Source organism: Pantoea sp. X-Soil-TKNS-1279 (genome assembly GCF_059730565.1).
In genome coordinates, this window is the sequence record NZ_AP035948.1 from 4,090,560 (window position 1) to 4,110,611 (window position 20,052).

The following is a 20,052-nucleotide window of genomic DNA, read 5'->3' on the forward strand; positions in this document are numbered from 1 at the left end:
AAATGATTGTTCGCCCCCACCAGCATTGGTTCCTGCGGCTGTTTGACTGGCATGGTTCGGTGCTCACCAGCATCCTGTTCCGTCTGTCACTCAACCTGCTGATGTCGCTTGTCGCCATCCTCGGTTTTCCCTGGTATGAAACGCTCGGTATCCATCTGACCACCGCGCCGTTTAGCCTGATTGGTGTGTCGATCGCCATCTTCCTTGGCTTTCGTAACAACGCCAGCTACGCACGCTTTACCGAAGCCCGCACCCTGTGGGGGACATTGCTGATTACCCAGCGCTCCCTGTTGCGCCAGGTAAAAAGTATTCGCACGCTCAGCCTGGATCAGGCGCGTGAATTTGCCGATCTGCAAATTGCCTTCAATCTGAGCCTGAAACATCAACTTCGCCGCACGGACCCGCTGACGGATTTGCAGCGCACCCTGCCGCCGCGCTGGCACAATGCGGTGCTACATCAGCCGCTGGCGACCACGCAGATTTTGATGTGTATGGGGGAGTGGCTGGCGCAACAACGACATGAAGGGCATGTGTCGGATATTGTCTGGCAAAGCATCGATGAGAACCTGAATCATCTTTCCACGATACTGGGCGGATGCGATCGTATCGCCAGCACGCCGATTCCTTTTGCCTACAGTTTGATTCTGCACCGTACCGTGTATCTGTTCTGCACCCTGCTGCCTTTTGCGCTGGTGTCAGATCTGCACGCCATGACGCCACTGGTGTCGGTGTTTATCTCTTACACCTTTTTGTCGCTGGAATCGTTGGCGGAGGAACTGGAAGACCCGTTTGGTACCGCGCCGAATGACCTACCGTTGGACGCCATTTGTGTGGCGATTGAGCGTAACCTGAAGGCGATGAACGGTGATCCGTTGCCGGAACCGTTGCAGCCGGATAAATATTTTAATCTTACGTAAGCCACAGCTTAGCCCAGATGGTCCAGCCAGCGCGTGTAAGCCTGATCCCACAGTGCCGCTGGCGTTCCCGCTTTACCCAGGCCAAAACCGTGCCCGCCACTGCTCAGCTCGATCAGCTCCACTGGCACGCGCATACGGCGGCAGGTATCACGCATTAATTCGGTGTTATACGGATTAGAGGTGTGGTCATCTTCCGCCTGCGCCAGAAAGGTGGGCGGATAGTTGTGGGTAACAAAGTTCTGTACCGACCAGTTGGCCTCTTCCGCCGGGGTGGCGTTTTTCCCCACCATCATCAAATGGGTGTTGGTGTGCTGATACGGTGCTTCAAGGGTGATCACCGGATAGATCAGGCCGACGCTGTCCACTTTCGGCACCACCTCATCAAGCGGGTCCTGCGCCGGATAGCTGTCGAAATCAGGGCGAGCCGCCGCCATTCCCAACAGATGACCGCCCGCCGAGAATCCCAGCACATGGACTTTGCGTTCAAAGGAACGGACCAGACGAATCGCGCGCTGCGCATCCTGCAACGGGGCCAGATGGCCCGCCTGCCACTTCTCGCCCGGTAAGCGGTAACTCAGCACATAGGCGGTGTAGCCGTTGGCATTGAGCCAGCGCGCTACGGGCCAGGCCTCGCGCCCCATACCGATCCATTTATAACCGCCGCCCGCCGCAATCAGCACCGCTTCGCCATTGGGATTTTCCGGGCGAAAACGCTGGATAGCCGGAGAGACAATGTTGGACCAGGAACCGTTGGCACTGACACGCAACAAACCCGATGGGCCACCGCCGCCGGGCGGATCTTCCGGCCAGAGAGGGATAATGTCATCACGGGCAAACAGTTTGCCTGTGGTCATCGAAAGTACTGTTGCCCCGGTTGCCAGCAAAAGGCGGCGACGCGTTATCATCATGCTGTGAAGCCACTGTCAGGAAAGGGACAGCCTTGAGGCTGTGTCTCGTTATGGTGATGCAAGTCCAATGCCAAACGCTGGCGATTATGTACGCAATCTGTACAAAAAAGCTATAAAAAACGCGCCAAAAATGGCGCGAATTTTAGGGCTACCCCGGTCGATAAAAAGATTTAATCTTCCTGCTGAAATTGCGTCATCACCGTCTGTTCGCATTGCTGCTGGTTATGACGCAACTGGCTGCGTTCATCCTCGCCCAACTGTAACCAACCGCTGATCACTTCCTGCGCCATCTCTTCATCGAATTCCGACTGGCCGCTGGCGATTTGCGCCTTCATTTTTGTCACATAACTGTCCATCGTTCCGGTGCTTTTTTCGCTGCTTACCAGATGGCACAACTGGCTGGCATAGACGTTTTGTTCCGCGTCTGCGTTGGGATCTTCCGCCAGCGCACTGGTCGACAGTGACAGCCCAATGAGGGCGAGCAACCAAACTTTCATAACAGGCTCCTGTAGTTGCCAGAAATTGCGATGCCCCATGTTGCGCACCTGTTGCCATCCATGCAACTAAATTCATCAGACAGCCTGCCACATCAGTTTTTCAGGTGGCGGCTCGCCAGACGAATCATCAGGCTGATCGCCGCCGCCAGGGTCGAGAGCGCTACCACACCGGTCCAGCCCCAGTGCGCCAACGCCAGACTACCCAACGCGGCACCGGTTGCCATACCGATAAACACCACGGTGAACATCAGGGCGTTAAGACGGCTACGCGCTTCCGGTGCGAGGCTATAGACCAGCGTCTGATGCGCCACCAGCGTCGCCTGTACGCCGAGGTCAAAACCGACGGTACTGATGATGATTAACCCAAGCTGGGCGGATACCGGCAACACCGGCAACAGGAACATCAGGGCAAAAGACACCATGACCAGCGTGGCACCATATTGGGTCACACGGGCCGGACCAATGCGGTCGGCAAAGCTCCCCGCCAGCGGTGCGGCCAGCGCACCGGCGGCACCCGCCAGGCCAAAGGCACCTGCCACTGCGCTATCCAGATGGAAGCGATCGCTCAGCATCAGCGCCAACGTTGACCAGAAGGCGCTAAAACCCACGGACAGCAAGCCTTGCGCCAGTGCGGCACGGCGCAGCGTCTGGTGATGCTGCCACAGATGCGCCAGCGACAGCAGCAGACGCGGATAACTCACCGAGGTGCCCGGTGTAAAGCGTGGCAGCACGCGCCACAGGGCGAGGCTGATCATCAGTACCGCTGCGGCGGCCACCAGGTACATGGTGCGCCAGCCGAAGTACTCCGCCACCACGCCGCTCACCACCCTGGAGAGCAGGATGCCGACCAACAGCCCGGTCATCACCGTACCCACGGTTTTCCCCCGGCTACGTTCCGGGGCCAGCGCTGCCGACGCCGGAACGATATCCTGCGCCACGGTGGCGGTTAAGCCGGTAACAAAGCTGGCGATCAGCAGCGCGTTCAGGCCGCCGGAGAAACCACACAGCAGCAGCGCCGCCATCAGCAGCAAACCTTTTATCAGGATGATGGTACGACGATCGTGGCGATCGCCAAGCGGAGCCAGCAGCAGGATGCCCAGCGCATAGCCTGCCTGCGTCAGCATCGGCACCATGCCGACGCTGCCAATGCTGGCGTTAAATTGTTTGCTGATGATATCCAGCATCGGCTGGCTGTAGTAAATCGATGCGACACTCAGACCGGCACCCGCCGCCAGCGTAAAGACCAGCGGTGTGGGCAGTGACTCAGTGATCTGTTCAGATGATTGCGTCATGGCAGACATATTCGGTTCCCCCGTGAAAGTGCGTTTATTAAAGCGCGTCACAGCCATACGCGGTAGACTGATGAAAAGCAAAACCGTTATACGTGGTACGTATGAGCAATCTTTCCAGCGTTGATCGCATCGAGCTGATGCAAACCTTTATTCGCATCGTGGAGAGCGGCTCCTTGTCGGCTGCTGCCGCGCAACTCGGCACCACCCAACCGACCATCAGCCGCCGTTTGCAGGCGCTGGAGCAGCGGCTGGGGCTAAAGCTGATTCTGCGCACCACCCATGCGCTGAAACTCACCGATGACGGCGAGCGTTGCTACCAGCAGGCACGCCAACTGCTCGCCACCTGGTACGCGCTGGAAGATGATTTGACCGGTGCCAGCGATGACCCGGTGGGTACGTTGCGGGTGCGGGCGCCGCATGCGTTTGGCCAGGATCAGTTGGTCGCCCCGCTGGTGGATTATCTGCAACGCTATCCGCGTCTGAATGTGGAGTGGATGCTGAACGACCGCACGCCCGATTTTGTCGCCGAAAACGTCGACTGTGCCATTCAGGTCGGTGCGCCGACCGACCCTTCAGTGGTGGCCATTCTGCTGGCGGAGGTGCCGCGTTTTGTCGTGGCTGCCCCGTCGTTACTGGCCGCGCATCCGCCGGTGGAAAAGGTTGAACAGTTACCGCATCTGCCGTGGCTGGCGCTCACCAGTTTTTATCACGGCGAGATAGCGCTCCAACGCCTGAGCGACGGGCATCCGGTGAATCTGGCGATCAGCCCACGCCTGGCCAGCGACAGCCTGTACGCGGTACGCAAAGCCGCACTGGCGGGCATGGGCGCGGCCGTGGTGTCGTCATGGGTAGTGCAGGAGGATTTGGCGCGCGGCGATTTGATTCAACTGGTGCCAGAGTGGCAAGCACCGCCGTTACCGGTATGGCTAACCTATCCGTGGGCCAGTTACTACCCGGCGAGGTTGCAGAAGTTTTTTGCCATGATTCGCGAAGTGATGCCGCAGTTAGCGGGGACACAACCCGCAGGAAGAGTGCCGTCGTAGCGGCGCGATAAATCGCGCCGCTACGGAATTATTTTTTCTCTGCTTTGGACATATTGTCCAGATAACCCATGACAAACGCCGACAGCACAAACGTCAGGTGGATAATCACAAACCACATCAGTTTATCATTGGCGACGTTGCGCGCTTCCATAAACACCCGCAGCAGGTGAATTGAGGAAATCGCCACAATCGACGCCGCCACTTTATTCTTCAGCGAACCGGAATCCATCTTGCCGAGCCAGCTCAGCTTCTCTTTGTGTTCGGCGATATCCAGCTTAGAAACAAAGTTCTCATAACCGGACAGCATCACCATTACCAGCAGGCCACCAACCAGCGTCATATCCACCAGCGACAGCAGCAGCAGAATCAGATCGTTTTCACCGATGCTGAGGATGTCAGGCAACAGATGAAAAATCTCCTGGAAAAACTTAATCGTTAGCGCCAGCAATCCCAGTGAAAGTCCGATGTAAACCGGTGCCAGCAACCAGCGCGATGCATACATCAGGTTCTCGGTAAAACGTTCCATAATTTCCCATTAATCAACCGACAAGTCGGCGATTATAACCGAACAAATGTGAAGTTATTTCAGCCCGTCTTCAGAAATTTCAGGAGGCGGCGGCAGCGGCAGCGAGAGCCGGAACGAAGCGCCGCCTTCGGGACGGTTCTCCGCCCAGATGCGTCCACCGTGAGATTCGACAATGGTTTTGCAAATCGCCAGTCCGAGACCCACGCCCGGCACGGCCGATTCTTTATCGCCACGGGCAAACTTATCAAAGATGCGTGTCAGGGCATCCGGCGCAATCCCCGGGCCGCTATCCCAAATGGCGATTTCCAGCCGGGTATTTTCACGCCAGGCGCGAATGCCATGCTGTGCCGCGTTCCCGGCATATTTCAGGCTGTTTTCGATGATATTGGTAAACACCCGCTCCAGCATGCTGCTGTCGCCTTTGATCAACACCAGCTCAGCAGGCAGATCGAGGGTGAAGTCATGGCCTTTCAGCGAGGGGCCCATGCTGCTCAGCGCCCCACCGATCACCTCATCCAGCGCCACCCACTCTTCACGCAGATTCAACCCGCCAGACTGGATGCGCGCCATATCCAGCATGTTGCTGACCAGCCGGATGGTACTTAGCGTCTGCTCGCGGATCTGATTAGCCTGTGCGACATATTTCGGCTGTTCGCTGGCAAGGTCGAGCATCAGCATTTCCGCCTGACCGAATAACACCGTCAGCGGCGTGCGCAGGTCATGCGACAGCGCCGACAGCAACGCGTTACGCAGTTGCTCGCGCTCCGCCGCCAGGCGCGAAGCGGCTTCGCTTTGCGACAGCGCCATCCGTTCCAGTGCGTTGGCGATCAATACGGTGAAGGTTTCCACCAGCCGCTGCTGTTCCGGGATCATCAGCTGACGTAAATTCTCTGGCTCCACCACCAGCAGGCCACGGCAGTGGTTGCCGCTTTTCAGCGGCAGAATCTGGTACGGCACCGCCGGTAAGGTATCGGTACCGGCCCCGGCGGGTTGCCCTTTGCTGTAGCTCCACTTAGCAATGCCCAGGTCCGGTGGCGTGCCCATGCTGCTTTCCCCCACCGCCTGCAACTCGCCCTGCTCATCCGGCAGCAGCAGCAGACTGCGAGCCTGAAGCGTCACCTCAATCACCCGCTGGCTGGTGCTGGCGATATCCTGTGGCGTCAACGCGCTGCCAAGCGACTTCGCCATCTCATACAGATGGCGTGCCCGCTGCTCGCGATAACGCGCCACCCTCGCCTGGTAACGCACACCTGCCGTCAGATTACCGACAATCACCCCCACCGCCAGCATCACCCCGAAAGTCACCAGATATTGCAGATCCGACACCGCCACGGTGCCGGTAGGTGCCACAAAGAACAGGTCAAAGGCGAGGATGTTGATCACCGTGGCGAAGACCGACGGCCAGCGACCAAAGCGCAGCGCGACAATCACCACCGCCAGCAGATAGATCATCACGCCATTGGCCGGGGCAAACTCAACCAGCAACCAGCGACCTGCGGCGGTAACCAGGATGCACAACACCAGCGCCATCAGGCAGCCGCGGAGCTGCATACGCCATTTTTCCGCGCTGGCGCGCTGACCATTTAGCTGCGAAGGGGCATCACGTACCGGTTCATCCAGCGCCACCACCAGCAAATCGAGGTCTGGCCCCAGTTCACCGAGCCGCTGGGCAAAACTGTCACGCCGCCAGCGCCGCTGTGGCTGGCGGCCAGTGACGATCTTGCCGAGGTTGTGTTCACGGGCGTAGCGCAGTACCGCGCGTGCCTCGTCGGGATCGGACAAAGTGGCGGTTTCCGCCCCCAGCTCCTGCGCCAGTTGCAGCGTGCGCAGAATGGCGCGGCGACGCGCTTCCGGCAGGCGATTCAGGCGTGGCGTTTCCACGTACACCGCGTGCCACTCGCTGCCAAGCCGTGCCGCCAGCCGTGCAGCGGTACGCACCAGCTTTTCACTGCCGGTGTCATCGCCTATGCACAACAGAATGGCATCTCGCGTGTGCCACACCTTGTCGCGTCCCTGTTGATCGCGCCAGGCACGCATCTGGTCATCGACCCGGTCGGCGGTACGGCGCAGCGCCAGTTCACGCAGGGCAAACAGATTGCCTTTACGGAAGAAGTTTTCGATAGCACGTTCGGCGCGGTCGCCAACGTAGACTTTGCCCTCCTTCAGCCGCTGACGCAGATCATCGGGAGGCAGATCCACCAGCACCACTTCGTCCGCGGCATCGAAGAAGGGATCGGGCACGGTTTCGCGCACCTGAATACCGGTAACACCACCGACCACATCGTTCAGGCTTTCCAGATGCTGCACGTTGACGGTGGTGATCACATCGATACCGGCATCGAGCAACTCTTCAATGTCCTGCCAGCGCTTCGGATGGCGTGAACCCTGCACGTTGGTGTGCGCCAGTTCATCCATCAGGATCACCGCTGGATGGCGCGCCAGCGCGGCATCCAGATCGAACTCCGCGTGCCGTGAACGGCCGGTGGCGCGACGTGGCAAAACCGCCAGCCCCTGCAACAGGGCGGCGGTTTCATCACGGCCGTGGGTTTCGACCACGCCCGCCAGCACATCCAGTCCCTGGGCACGCAGACGTTGCGCCTCCTGGAGCATGGCGTAGGTTTTCCCCACCCCGGCACAGGCACCAAAGTAGATTTTGAGTTTGCCGCGATGGCTATCGCTGTGGTTCAGCAGCAGCGCATCGGGGTCCGGGCGCGGCAGTTCGTCGTTCATGTTCAGTCCGTTATCTCTCCGATCCGTAGCGGCGCGATTTATCGCGCAGATTTTTCCCACCGCGTGCACAAAACCGCGCGATAAATCGCGCCGCTACGGTGTTAGTTGTTTAATGCATCCAGTGCCATATTTAACCGCAGCACGTTCACCGTCTCTTCGCCAGTAAACGGCAGCAACGGACGTTCAGTATGGCGTGCAATCAAGGCTTCAACCTCCTGCAACGGCATCTGGCGCGCTGCTGCAATGCGCGGTGCCTGCCACAGCGCAGCTTTCGGGGAGATATCCGGGTCGAGGCCGCTGGCCGAAGCGGTCACCAGATCAACCGGAACCGCCGTCGGGGCCTGTGGATTGGCGGCACGCAGCGCCGCGACGCGCTCCGCCACCGCTTTATCCAGCGCCGGGTTGTTGCCTGCCAGATTGCTGCCACTGGAAGCCAGCGGATTATAGGCGCTGTCGCCAGTGGCCGACGGGCGGCCCCAGAAATGACCGGGTTGGCTGAATGCCTGACCAATCATGGCAGAACCTCGCACCTCACCATTCTGCTCCAGCAGCGAACCATTGGCCTGCGTCGGGAACCACCATTGCGCCAGGCCGGTGGTGAGTAGCGGATATACGCCACCCGTGATGACCGCCAGCAGCACTAACAATACAATAGCCGGACGTAACTGACTCATTTCTCTTCTCCTTACGCCAAGCCCAACAGGGTCAGCAACACATCAATCGCTTTGATGCCGATAAACGGCACCACCAGCCCACCCACCCCGTAAATCCACAGGTTGCGGCGCAGCAACGCAGCGGCACTCAGCGGGCGGTAGCTCACCCCTTTCAGGGCCAGTGGGATCAGGAACACAATCACCAGCGCGTTAAAAATTACCGCAGACAAAATGGCGGAGTTGGGGGAGTGCAGCTGCATCACATTCAGCATGTTGAGCTGCGGATAGGTGGCGGCAAACGCTGCCGGGATGATGGCGAAATATTTCGCCACGTCGTTGGCGATACTGAAGGTGGTCAGTGAGCCGCGTGTCATCAGCATCTGTTTCCCGATGTGCACCACCTCCAGCAGCTTGGTCGGGTTGGAGTCGAGATCGACCATATTGCCCGCTTCTTTTGCCGCCTGGGTGCCGGAGTTCATCGCCACCGCGACATCAGCCTGCGCCAGTGCCGGGGCATCGTTGGTGCCATCGCCAGTCATCGCCACCAGCCGCCCTTCCGCCTGATACTGGCGAATCAGCGCCAGCTTGGCTTCCGGGGTCGCTTCCGAGAGAAAATCGTCCACGCCCGCTTCAGCCGCAATCGCGGCGGCGGTTAACGGGTTATCACCGGTGATCATCACGGTCTTGATGCCCATTTTGCGCAGTTCGGCAAAACGCTCTTTGATGCCACCTTTTACGATATCTTTCAGCGCCACCACGCCCAAAACCTGAGCACCTTCCGCCACCACCAGCGGCGTGCCACCGGCACGCGCCACCTCTTCCACCGCGGCATTCACCTCCGCCGGGAAGCGGCCATTGCTGGCTTCGATATGGCGGCGCACCGCATCCACCGCCCCTTTACGAATCAGGCGATCCTGCACGTTCACGCCGCTCATCCGCGTTTGCGCTGAGAACGGGATAAAGCTGGCCCCCATGCTGCTGAGGTCACGCTCACGCAGATTAAACTTCTGCTTCGCCAGTACCACAATGCTGCGCCCTTCAGGCGTCTCATCCGCCAGCGAGGCCAGTTGCGCTGCATCGGCCAGTTGCTGTTCGCTGACGCCGGGCGCTGGCAGGAACTGCGTCGCCTGACGGTTGCCGAGGGTGATGGTGCCGGTTTTGTCCAGCATCAAAACATCAACGTCACCCGCCGCTTCCACCGCACGGCCACTGGTGGCGATAACATTCGCGCCGAGCATACGGCTCATCCCCGCCACGCCGATTGCCGACAATAAGCCACCGATGGTGGTGGGGATCAGGCACACCAGCAGCGCGACCAGCACGGTGATGCTGACCGGCGTACCGCCCCAGGCAGAGAATGGCCACAACGTGACGGTCGCCAGCAGGAACACGATGGTGAGCGACACCAGTAGAATGGTCAGCGCAATTTCATTCGGGGTTTTACGGCGTTTGGCACCTTCCACCATAGCGATCATGCGGTCGAGGAAGGTTTCCCCCGGATTAACGCTGCACTGGATCACCAGCCAGTCGGAAAGTATGCGCGTGCCGCCGGTCACCGAGGCAAAATCACCGCCGGATTCACGGATCACCGGGGCCGATTCGCCGGTAATGGCGCTTTCGTCCACCGACGCCCCCCCTTCCAGCACTTCGCCATCGCACGGAATGATGTCACCCGCTTCCACCAGCACCACATCGCCTTTGCGCAGGCTATCCGCCGACGCGGCTTTCCAGGCGGCTCCGTAGTGCGGCTCCGCCAGTTTTTTCGCATCGACGCTTTTTTTCACCCCTTTCAGGCTGTTGGCCTGGGCTTTGCTGCGCCCTTCCGCCAGCGCTTCCGCGAAGTTGGCGAACAGCACGGTAAACCACAGCCAGACCGCCACCCCGGCGGTAAAACCGGCGCTATCGTTTAATTGCCCTGCGGCCATGCCGATCGCCAGTACGCTGGTCAGCACGCTACCGAGCCACACCAGAAACATCACCGGGTTGCGAAACTGCACGCGTGGATCGAGTTTTTTCACCGCATCCAGCATAGCGACGCGCGTCAGTCGCGCATCAAACAGGGCCAGTTGTTGACGACTCATGATTCCGTTATCCCTGAATTAATTGCAGATGTTCCGCCACCGGACCAAGCGCCAGTGCGGGGATGAAAGTCAGCGCACCCACCAGCAGCACGGTGCCAATCAGCAGGGCGACAAACAGCGGGCCGTGCGTCGGCAGTGTCCCGTTACCCACCGGTTGCACTTTTTTCACCGCCAGCGAACCGGCAATCGCCATCACCGGAATGATGATGCCGAAGCGACCAACGAACATGCAGACCGCCAGCAGCAGGTTCCAGAATGGCGTGTTGGCGCTCAAACCGGCAAAGGCGCTGCCGTTGTTGTTGGCAGCCGAAGAGACGGCGTACAGCACCTCGCTGAAACCGTGGGTGCCGGGGTTAGCCATACCGGCCCGGCCCGCTTCGGTCATCATCGCCAGCGCCGTGCCGATCAACACCAACGTCGGCGTCACCAGAATCGCCAGCGCGGTCATCTTCATCTCCCAGACGTCGATTTTTTTACCGAGGAATTCCGGGGTACGGCCAATCATCAGGCCCGCGATAAACACCGCCAGCAGCACGAACAACAACATGCCGTACAACCCGGCCCCCACGCCGCCGAACACCACTTCACCCAGTTGAATCAACCACATCGGCACCATGCCGCCCAGCGCGGTGAAGGAGTCGTGCATCGCATTCACTGCTCCGCATGAAGCCGCAGTCGTGATGGCGGCAAACAAGCTGGAGTTGAGAATGCCAAATCGTGTTTCTTTACCTTCCATGTTGATGGCACTGTCTGCACCCAACGTCAGGAAATGCGGATTGCCGCGCAGCTCAGCCCACATAATGGTGACCACTGCCAGCACAAACATCAGCGTCATCGCCCACAGCAACATATGCCCCTGACGACGATCGCCCACCTGCTGACCAAACGCGAAGCACAGCGCCGCCGGGATCAGGAAGATACTCAGCATCTGCACGAAGTTGGTCAGCGCATTGGGGTTCTCGAACGGATGTGCGGAGTTGACGTTGAAGAAACCGCCGCCGTTGGTGCCAAGCATTTTGATGGCTTCCTGTGAAGCAACGGGTCCCAGTGCCAGAGTCTGTTTTCCACCTTCCAGGGTGGTAAGGGCGTGATAGGGTTCGAAATTCTGGATACTGCCCTGACTGACGAAAAACAAGGCCAGCAACAGGCTGATGGGTAGCAGCACATAAACGGTGATGCGGGTCAAATCGCGCCAGGCGTTACCTAACGTCGCCAGTGAGCGATTGGCAAAACCTCGAATCAGTGCAAACGCCACCGCAATCCCGGTCGCTGCTGACAGGAAGTTTTGTACCGTCAAGCCTGCCATCTGGCTGAAATAACTCATGGTGCTTTCACCACCGTAAGCCTGCCAGTTGGTGTTAGTGATAAAACTGATGGCGGTGTTCAGTGCCAGGTCCCAGTTCAGACTGGGCAGATGCTGAGGGTTAAGCGGCAATGCGCCTTGAGCCATCAGGATCACAAACAACAAAATACCGCCGAGGATGTTGAACAGCAGAATCGCCAGCAGATAATGCGGCCAGCGCATCGCGTCATCTTCCGCACCTACCACGCGCCACAGCACACGTTCGATTCGTGGCAGTAGCGGCTTATCGTTAATCATTACCGTCAGATAACGCCCAAGCGGCTGCGCCAGCACCATCAGCACCAGCAAATACACCGCGATCAGCAGAAATGCATTGGCAGCCATCAGAATGCCTCCGCGTTAAGCAGGGCATAAAACAGATAGCCCAGTAATAAAAACACCAGCACGATGCCGGTTATCACGCCCACACTCACAGCGACCTCCAGAGGATTTGGTTGTGCTGCAAGCATGCACGCGACGATATAAAGAAGAGGTAAAAAGGCGATTGGCGGGCGTAAAAAAAGTATAAAAATGGTCGAAAATCAGGCGCTTTCCAGCGCCCAGATACGATTGAGATCGATGTTATGCCACATGCTGCTGTCTTCGGCACCGGTGATGCTGTCGGTACAAAAGCTGTCGCCGAGATCAAGCTCTTCTGGTTTGATTTCCCGCTGCGCATGCAGCGACCAGAAGACATGCACTTTCGGCTTCAACAGCGATTGCTCACCGGCTTGTACCACCAGCGCTACTCGCCCGGAGGCCAGCCGCACCAGCGATCCCACCGGATAGATACCAATGGAACGCACAAAGGTTTGCAGCAATTTGATATCGAAGTGGCCACGCCAGCTCAGCATGTTGTGCATCGCTTCAGCCGGGGTCCAGCCTTTACGGTAGGGGCGATCGGAGGTCACGGCATCGTACACGTCGCACACCGCTGCCATACGTGAAAAAAGGCTGATCTCTTCCCCTTTCAGGCCATGCGGATAGCCGCTGCCATCCATTTTTTCATGATGATGGAGCGTAATATCCAGTAAATCCTCATCCGCGTCGGCTTCCATCAGCATCTGCGCGCCGACAATCGGATGTTGGCGCATGATCGCCATCTCTTCCGGGGTGAGCCTGCCAGGTTTGTTGAGAATCTCCAGCGGCACCGCCGCCTTGCCGACATCATGCAGCAATCCGCCCATGCCTACGCGCCGCTGCTGTTGTTCATCCAGCCCGAGTTTTTTACCGAGCGAAATCATCAAACCACATACCGCCATCGAGTGCAGATAAGTGTAGTCGTCATGGTTTTTCAAGCGCGCCATGCTGAGTAACGCGGTGGGTTCACGCGTCAGCGATCCGGCGATTTCGTCCACCAGGTTCAGGGTATAGTTGAGGTCGAGGCCCTGCCCAAGGCGCGCTTCGTTGAACATTGCCAGCACCTGGGGTTTACCCTGGGTAAAGATCGCCTGCGCCTGGTCAATTTCGTGAAAAAACGGCGTTTGCGGAATTTCTTTTTTCGGTTCAGGTGGCTTCTGTGGTGCCTGCACCGATTTATCAAGATCGATCCAGACTTCAAGGATCCCTTCATTACGGATCCAGGCGATCTGGCGTTTATCAGTGATCAGCATCTGGTTGCGAATGCGTTTGTCTTTGATCCACCACACCTCCAGTTTGTGGACAAACATCCCCGGCCGCAGTTCGTCAACGGTTATCAGCTTTATCACGATATCTCTCCTTAATATCAGTGGATGGTAGAGAGATATCGGCAGCTGAACAAAATATCTTCAGGCGGTTTTGTGCGATCTGCGGAATGGCGCGATAAATCGCGCCGCTACTTCGGTCAAACCACCCTGGTCAGTACCGCTTCGCCTTGTGCAAAGGCCAGCAGATTTTCAAATACCAAATCTGCCATCGCCGCCATCGTCTCCTCGGTGCTGCTGGCGAGATGCGGGGTGATGACCACATCATCACGCTGGCGCAGCGCCGCGGGAACGGCGGGTTCCTGTTCAAACACGTCCAGCCCGGCCCCGGCGATTTCACCGGCTTCCAGCGCGGCGATCAGCGCCTGTTCATCCACCACGCTGCCGCGTGCGATGTTGATAAGAAAGCCTTTGGGTCCGAGCGCACGCAGTACCCCGGCATCCACCAGATGATGGGTCGCCGCGCCACCCGGCAGCGTCAGCACCAAAAAGTCGGCGCGCTGTGCCAGCGACAACAACGAATCATGGCGGGTATAAGGGACATCCGGCCGTGAACGTGGATTGTAGTAATGAATATCCATATCAAAGGCCTGGGCGCGCTTCGCCAGCGCTTTGCCAATGCCCCCCAAGCCGACAATGCCGCACACCTTGCCCCCCACTTTGGTGGTGAGCGGATAACGCCCCTGGCTCTGCCATTGTCCTGCGCGCGTGTAACGATCCGCCGCACTGATCCGGCGTGCTACATCGAGCAGTAGCGCCATGCCGGTGTCGGCGACGCAGGCGTTGAGCACACCAGGAGTGTTGGTCACCACGATACCGCGCGCCTCGGCTGCTGCGATGTCGATGGCGTCATAGCCCACACCGTTGCTGCAAATCACTTTCAGGTTGGGCAGTTGGTCCATCAACTCGGCGCTGGCGCCCATCAACGCGTTGCCGCTGGTAACCAGCGCGTCAATTTCCGCGCCGTGCTGTGCCAACCAGGCGGCCTGATCATCCTGCTGCCACAGGCGGTAAGTGGTAAACTGCGCATCCAGGTTGTCCTGCAAGCGTACCGGCAGTAACGGACCTTTCATCAATACCTTAAACTGCGTTGATGCCATCTTCTTTCCCCTGTTTTTCATACGATGTAACGCCAGATTCCTGCTCCTCGCCGACACGTTCGATCGGTCCCATCACCAGCCAGAACAGCAAGGCAGCGACCACGCAGTGCGCGCCCACAAACACCAGGCCGATGCTATAGCTACCGGTCACGCCAACGATGATGCCGAACAGCAGCGGCGTGAGAAAACCCGCGATATTGCCGATGCCGTTGAAGATCGAACCGGCCAGGCCCACCGCTTCTTTCGGCGCGGTATCGCTGACTATCGTCCAGGTACCCGCTCCGGCGGCGACCCCTTTGCCAAAGAAGGCGAAGGACATGATGGCGATGATGCCGACGTTGCTCGGGATCACCGCCGCGAGAATCAGCGTCGCCGCCATCAGCATGCCGACGATATAGGGCGTTTTACGCGCCCAGGAGATGCTCCAGCCACGCGCCAGCAGCTTATCCGAGATGAAGCCCCCGCTGATGCCACCGGCAAAACCAAACAACGCCGGAGCAATGGTGGCAAACCCGGCATCAAGAATGTTCATGCCGCGCGCCTGCACCAGGTAGATCGGGAACCAGGTGATAAAAAAGTAACTCAGCGCGATGATGCAGTACTGACCGATGTAGGCGCACCACAGCATCCGGTTGCTGAGCAGTTTTTTGAACATCGCTTTGCTCAGTGCCGGGCGGGCTTTGAGCGTTTGCGCCGCATCGATGTCCACCAGCGCGCCACCATCCACGATATGGCGCAGTTCGTTTTCCGACACCTGCGGGTGCTGTTTCGGGCTGCGCATGTACGCCGCCCAGACAAACACCGCCAGCACGCCGATGCCGCCCAGCACAAAGAACGGCCACTCCCAGCCATAGCGCGAAACCAGCCAGCCGGAGAGCGGTGAGAAGATCGCCACGGCAAAATATTGCGCCGAGCTGAAGAGCGACGAGGCGCGCCCACGTTCCGCGCTGGGGAACCACATGATCACCACGCGAGCGTTGGCCGGAAAGCTGGGTGCCTCGATCAGACCGAGGACAAAGCGCAACGCAAACATCAGCGCCAGCGCCGCCGTCATGCCGCTGGAAAACTCACCAACAAAACCCATCGCAATGGTGGCAAGCGACCAGAGCGCCAGCGTTACGCCATAAACCTTTTTGGTGCCGAAGCGATCGAGGAACAATCCTCCGGGAATCTGGCCGATCACGTAGGCCCAGCTAAAGGCGGAGAGGATCAGCCCCAGTTGGATCGCCGATAGCCCAAACTCCTCTTTGATCGCTGAACCAGAGATCGACAGGATCGAGCGGTCGGCGTAGGCCACGACGGAAAGAAACAGGATCAACATCAGGACCCAGATACGGACATGGCTGGTACGGCCAGCGTTTTTTTGTTGTGACATGGGGTGAATTCCTTAATCAGGGGGAGCCTCCTGCCCCGGATGATGTATTCAGGAATACCGCTTAAATTTCCCTGTTGAGAAAATATAGAGAGCCGGACATGGCGCGGTCATTGTGCGGATGGGGGAATTGCAGGGGGAATTTCGCACGCGTTTTGGCGGATGCCACAAAGGAGGGTGCGGTGCTGCACAGAACCCTAAATCTTCCGGCAGCAAAAGCCGGGAGTGTGCGCCAGGTCGAAGAAAATCATTCGTGATGCAACTATGAGCAGGCTAACACATTACGTAGCGGCGCAATTTCGTGTGCGCTGTGGGAAAAATCCGCGCGATAAATCGCGCCGCTACGGACCGGTGTGATCGGTAGCGGCGCAATTCATTGCGCCCACTCTTCCCGCAACACCGACATCACCACGATATCGTGGTACTCGCCATTTCGCAGGCAGGCTTTACGCCGCACCCCTTCGTGCTGAAAACCGAGACGCTGGTACAGGCGCAGTGCACGCTGGTTATCGTGAAACGCCTCCAGCTCCATACGCTGCACACCCAGCCAGTTAAAGGCGTAATCCATGCCGGTACGGATCAGTTTTTCACCGATACCGCGCCCACTGAATGCCGGGTCAACGCTGATGCCAAAGCTGATGCTGTGGCGGGTGCGGGGCCGATGTTCAACAAATAACGTCAGCTCCCCCACCAGGTTGCCGTCGATTTCAGCCACAAACGCAATGAAGCCTTCCGCATCCATTTTCTCAAATTTTTTCTCCCAGGTAGCAACGCTGGGAAAGGGTAGCTGCGTGGTCCATTCATAAACCGCCGGTTGGCTAAACAACCTTTGGTATGCCGCCGCATCACGCGGTTCACGGCCACGGATAATCAAATCCATATCGCTATTCTCCTGGAAATTACACTAAGCTGAATGATTCAATGAGACGGAAAGAGTGACGCTATGCTGTATCGCCGTTTTGAACGTTTTATCAATATTTTCCAGGATGCACCAACGGATTCTCCCCCTTCCACTGTCTGGCCGTTTTATCTCTACTATCTGCGTCAGGTCTGGCCGAGTTTTCTCGCCCTGCTGATTGTTGGATTGGCGCAGGCACTGATTGAAGTGGCGCTGTTCAGCTACCTCAGCCGCATTATCGATCTGGTTAACCACTCGACTCCGGCGACGTTGTTTACTGATAACTGGCAGATTTTGCTGTGGATGGCAGCGGTGGCGCTAATTTTCCGCCCCATCGTGATTGCCTTGCACGATCTGCTGGTGCATCAAAGCATCAGCCCCAGCATGACCAGCCTGATCCGCTGGCAAAATCATAACTACGTGCTGCGCCAGAGCCTGAACTTTTTCCAGAACGATTTTGCCGGACGTATCGCGCAACGCATTATGCAGACCGGTAACTCGCTGCGTGATTCGGCGGTGCAACTGGTGGATGCCATCTGGCACGTTTTGATCTACGCCATCACCTCGCTGGTGCTGTTTGCCGAGGCCGACTGGCGGCTGATGATCCCGCTGATTATCTGGCTGGTCGCCTATAGCCTGTCGTTGCGTTTCTTTGTGCCGCGCGTGAAACAGCGTTCGGTGGTGTCTTCCGAGGCGCGCTCGAAGCTGATGGGCACCATTGTCGATGGCTACACCAATATCGCCACCATCAAGCTGTTCGCCCATAACGATCTGGAAAAACGTTATGCGCGCGAAGCGATTCAGGAGCAAACCGACAAAACCCAGCACGCCAGCCGCATGGTCACCAGCATGGATATCACGCTGTCGACCCTTAACGGACTGTTGATTGTCAGCACGTCCGGTCTGGCGCTGTGGTTATGGAGCCAGTCGCTGATTAGCGTCGGCGCGATTGCGCTGGCAACCGGCCTGGTGATTCGCCTGGTAAACATGTCCGGCTGGATCATGTGGGTGGTGAACGGCATCTTCGAAAATATCGGCATGGTGCAGGATGGGTTGAACACCATTTCCCAGCCGCTCAGCGTGCAGGACGCGCCCGCCGCACAGCAGATGCAGGTGACGCGCGGCCAGATCCGTTTTGAGGATGTGCGCTTCGATTACGGCGGCGGTCGTCAGGTGATCAATCGCCTCAACCTTAACATCAAGCCGGGGGAGAAAATTGGTCTGATCGGCCCGTCCGGTGCCGGTAAATCGACGATGGTGAATTTGCTGCTGCGGCTGTATGACCTGAACGGTGGCCGCATCCTGATTGACGACCAGAACATCGCCAACGTCACCCAGGAAAGCCTGCGTGGTCAGATTGGCATGATCACCCAGGACACCTCGCTGCTGCACCGCTCAATTCGCGAAAACCTGTTGTATGGCCGCCCGGATGCCACCGAAGCGGAGCTGATGCAGGCGATTCGCCGTGCGCGTGCCGACGAGTTTATTCCGCTGCTGTCTGACCCGCAGGGCCGCACCGGGCTGGATGCGCACGTCGGCGAACGTGGCGTGAAGCTGTCGGGAGGGCAACGCCAGCGTATCGCCATCGCTCGCGTGCTGCTCAAAGATGCGCCGATTCTAATCATGGATGAGGCCACCTCAGCGCTGGATTCGGAAGTCGAAGCGGCCATTCAGGAGAGTCTGGAAACGCTGATGCAGGGCAAAACGGTGATTGCCATCGCCCATCGTCTCTCCACCATTGCCAAAATGGACCGTCTGGTGGTGCTGGAGCAGGGGCAAATTGTCGAGATGGGTAATCACCGCGAGCTGCTGGCGCACAACGGTTTGTACGCGCGCCTGTGGCAGCATCAGACCGGAGGTTTTGTCGGCGTGGATTAATCGCCGCGTCGATACGGCAGGGCGTCGCGCGCCTCAACCTCCCAGGCGCGTATCCCTGCCCGCTCCTGTTGCAGAAAATCGTCCACCGCCGCCCGTAACCCCGCATGGCTGAGATAATGCCACGAGTGGGTGACCTGCGGCTCGAAGCCTCGCACCAGTTTGTGTTCGCCCTGCGCACCCGCATCAAAGCGCGCTAACCCCTCGGCCATCGCGTAGTCCATTCCCTGGTAAAAACAGGTTTCGAAGTGCAGCCGGTCAAACTCCGCCAGGCAGCCCCAGTAGCGGCCATACAACGTCTCACCATCCACCAGGCAGAACGCCATCGCTGCCTGCTGTCGTTGCAGCGAAGCGATGCACACCCGGATGCTGTGCGGCATCCGTTCGGCCAGCAGGCTGAAAAAATCCCGCGTCAGGTAGGGACGCTGACCGCGTACCGCATAGGTATTGGCGTAGCAGGTATAAATAAAATCCCACTGATCTTCACGCAGTTGATCGCCACGATACCAGTCAAAAGCAAAGCCGTTACTCGCCACCTGCTCGCGTTCTTTGCGTAGCTGTTTACGTTTACGCGACATCAGGGTATCGAGAAAATCCTGGAAATCCCGGTAGCCCCGGTTGTGCCAGTGATACTGAATGCCAAGACGTGCCAGCCAGTCCGGGGCCTGTTCGAGCAAGGCATTGGCGTGCGGCGTGGTGAAGTTGATATGGGCGCTGCTCAGACCGTGCTGACGCAGGTAATCCGGTAACTGTGCGATTAGTGGGGCGGCATCGCCCAGCAGGCGCGCACCGGTCACCGGGCTGAACGGAATCGCCCCCAGCCATTTGGGATAATAAGGAATGCCCGCCCGCTGGCAGGCATCGGCCCAGGCGTGATCGAACACATATTCGCCCCACGAATTGCGTTTGCGATAGCCCGGCAGCGCGGCACGCACTTCACCCTGTTCGCGCCAGATAAGGTGATCCGGCTGCCAGCCACTTTCCGGCCGCACGCTGCCGCTCTCTTCCAGCGTCAGCAAAAAAGCGTGGCGTAAAAACGGTTGATCGTCAGGTAACAATGCATCCCACGCGGCGGCGCTAATCTCCGCCAGCGATGACAGGTGAAGCAAGGACATCCACGGCTCCCGGCCAGA

The 20,052-nt window shown here is 58.5% G+C and carries 17 protein-coding genes; 3 read left to right on the plus strand and 14 right to left on the minus strand.

The window, feature by feature from the left end:
* The first annotated feature begins 2 nt into the window (after window positions 1-2).
* Window positions 3-917, plus strand: a complete 915-nt coding sequence (locus AC6I8N_RS19180) for a bestrophin family protein (protein WP_208724354.1) — start codon at window positions 3-5, stop codon at window positions 915-917.
* A gap of 8 nt (window positions 918-925) precedes the next feature.
* Here the strand turns inward: AC6I8N_RS19180 and AC6I8N_RS19185 are convergent, their stop codons facing one another.
* The 3 genes from AC6I8N_RS19185 to AC6I8N_RS19195 all read right to left on the minus strand — a co-directional run bounded on the left by AC6I8N_RS19185 (window position 926) and on the right by AC6I8N_RS19195 (window position 3,623).
* A complete protein-coding gene (locus tag AC6I8N_RS19185; RefSeq protein WP_208725596.1) occupies window positions 926-1,822 on the minus strand; it encodes an alpha/beta hydrolase in 897 nt (298 codons plus the stop codon).
* A gap of 173 nt (window positions 1,823-1,995) precedes the next feature.
* Complete coding sequence (locus AC6I8N_RS19190; protein WP_021184926.1) at window positions 1,996-2,322, minus strand: hypothetical protein; 327 nt, start codon at window positions 2,320-2,322, stop codon at window positions 1,996-1,998.
* A gap of 92 nt (window positions 2,323-2,414) precedes the next feature.
* The gene (locus AC6I8N_RS19195) at window positions 2,415-3,623 is read right to left on the minus strand and encodes an MFS transporter (protein ID WP_208724355.1); all 1,209 of its coding nucleotides are present in this window, start codon (window positions 3,621-3,623) and stop codon (window positions 2,415-2,417) included.
* 92 nt (window positions 3,624-3,715) lie between these two features.
* Between AC6I8N_RS19195 and AC6I8N_RS19200 the strand changes: the two genes are divergently transcribed.
* A complete protein-coding gene (locus AC6I8N_RS19200; protein WP_497829703.1) occupies window positions 3,716-4,657 on the plus strand; it encodes a LysR family transcriptional regulator in 942 nt (313 codons plus the stop codon).
* Window positions 4,658-4,685: 28 nt separating this feature from the next.
* Here the strand turns inward: AC6I8N_RS19200 and AC6I8N_RS19205 are convergent, their stop codons facing one another.
* From AC6I8N_RS19205 to AC6I8N_RS19250, 10 genes are all read right to left on the minus strand, one after another.
* A complete protein-coding gene (locus AC6I8N_RS19205; protein ID WP_013510903.1) occupies window positions 4,686-5,183 on the minus strand; it encodes a TIGR00645 family protein in 498 nt (165 codons plus the stop codon).
* Between the two features lie 54 nt (window positions 5,184-5,237).
* Complete coding sequence (gene kdpD, locus AC6I8N_RS19210) at window positions 5,238-7,913, minus strand: two-component system sensor histidine kinase KdpD (protein ID WP_021184929.1); 2,676 nt, start codon at window positions 7,911-7,913, stop codon at window positions 5,238-5,240.
* Between the two features lie 101 nt (window positions 7,914-8,014).
* Entirely contained in the window at window positions 8,015-8,587 is a 573-nt protein-coding gene (gene kdpC, locus AC6I8N_RS19215; protein ID WP_021184930.1) for a potassium-transporting ATPase subunit KdpC, read from the minus strand.
* Between the two features lie 11 nt (window positions 8,588-8,598).
* Complete coding sequence (kdpB, locus tag AC6I8N_RS19220; protein WP_497829704.1) at window positions 8,599-10,647, minus strand: potassium-transporting ATPase subunit KdpB; 2,049 nt, start codon at window positions 10,645-10,647, stop codon at window positions 8,599-8,601.
* Window positions 10,648-10,654: 7 nt separating this feature from the next.
* Window positions 10,655-12,334, minus strand: coding sequence for a potassium-transporting ATPase subunit KdpA (gene kdpA, locus AC6I8N_RS19225; RefSeq protein ID WP_497829705.1), 1,680 nt, complete (start codon window positions 12,332-12,334; stop codon window positions 10,655-10,657).
* Window positions 12,334-12,423 carry a K(+)-transporting ATPase subunit F gene (kdpF, locus tag AC6I8N_RS19230; protein WP_071783594.1) on the minus strand — a complete coding sequence of 30 codons (90 nt, stop codon included), beginning with the start codon at window positions 12,421-12,423 and terminating at the stop codon, window positions 12,334-12,336. The genes kdpA and kdpF overlap by 1 nt, the downstream gene beginning before the upstream one ends.
* A gap of 108 nt (window positions 12,424-12,531) precedes the next feature.
* The gene (locus tag AC6I8N_RS19235) at window positions 12,532-13,698 is read right to left on the minus strand and encodes an HD-GYP domain-containing protein (protein WP_497829706.1); all 1,167 of its coding nucleotides are present in this window, start codon (window positions 13,696-13,698) and stop codon (window positions 12,532-12,534) included.
* 116 nt (window positions 13,699-13,814) lie between these two features.
* Window positions 13,815-14,774: a 2-hydroxyacid dehydrogenase gene (locus AC6I8N_RS19240; protein WP_021184935.1), complete on the minus strand. Its 960-nt coding sequence runs from the start codon at window positions 14,772-14,774 to the stop codon at window positions 13,815-13,817.
* Entirely contained in the window at window positions 14,755-16,149 is a 1,395-nt protein-coding gene (locus tag AC6I8N_RS19245) for an MFS transporter (protein WP_415173624.1), read from the minus strand. Before AC6I8N_RS19245 ends, AC6I8N_RS19240 begins: the two co-directional genes overlap by 20 nt.
* A 370-nt stretch (window positions 16,150-16,519) precedes the next feature.
* On the minus strand, window positions 16,520-17,026 hold the full coding sequence (locus AC6I8N_RS19250) for a GNAT family N-acetyltransferase (protein ID WP_497829707.1): 507 nt from the start codon (window positions 17,024-17,026) through the stop codon (window positions 16,520-16,522).
* A 63-nt stretch (window positions 17,027-17,089) separates the two neighbouring features.
* On the opposite strand from AC6I8N_RS19250, the gene AC6I8N_RS19255 reads away from it, so the two are divergent.
* Window positions 17,090-18,922: an ABC transporter ATP-binding protein gene (locus AC6I8N_RS19255; RefSeq protein ID WP_497829708.1), complete on the plus strand. Its 1,833-nt coding sequence runs from the start codon at window positions 17,090-17,092 to the stop codon at window positions 18,920-18,922.
* Here AC6I8N_RS19255 and AC6I8N_RS19260 read toward each other — a convergent pair.
* The gene (locus tag AC6I8N_RS19260) at window positions 18,919-20,034 is read right to left on the minus strand and encodes a GNAT family N-acetyltransferase (protein WP_497829709.1); all 1,116 of its coding nucleotides are present in this window, start codon (window positions 20,032-20,034) and stop codon (window positions 18,919-18,921) included. The genes AC6I8N_RS19255 and AC6I8N_RS19260 overlap by 4 nt on opposite strands.
* Window positions 20,035-20,052 lie beyond the last annotated feature (18 nt).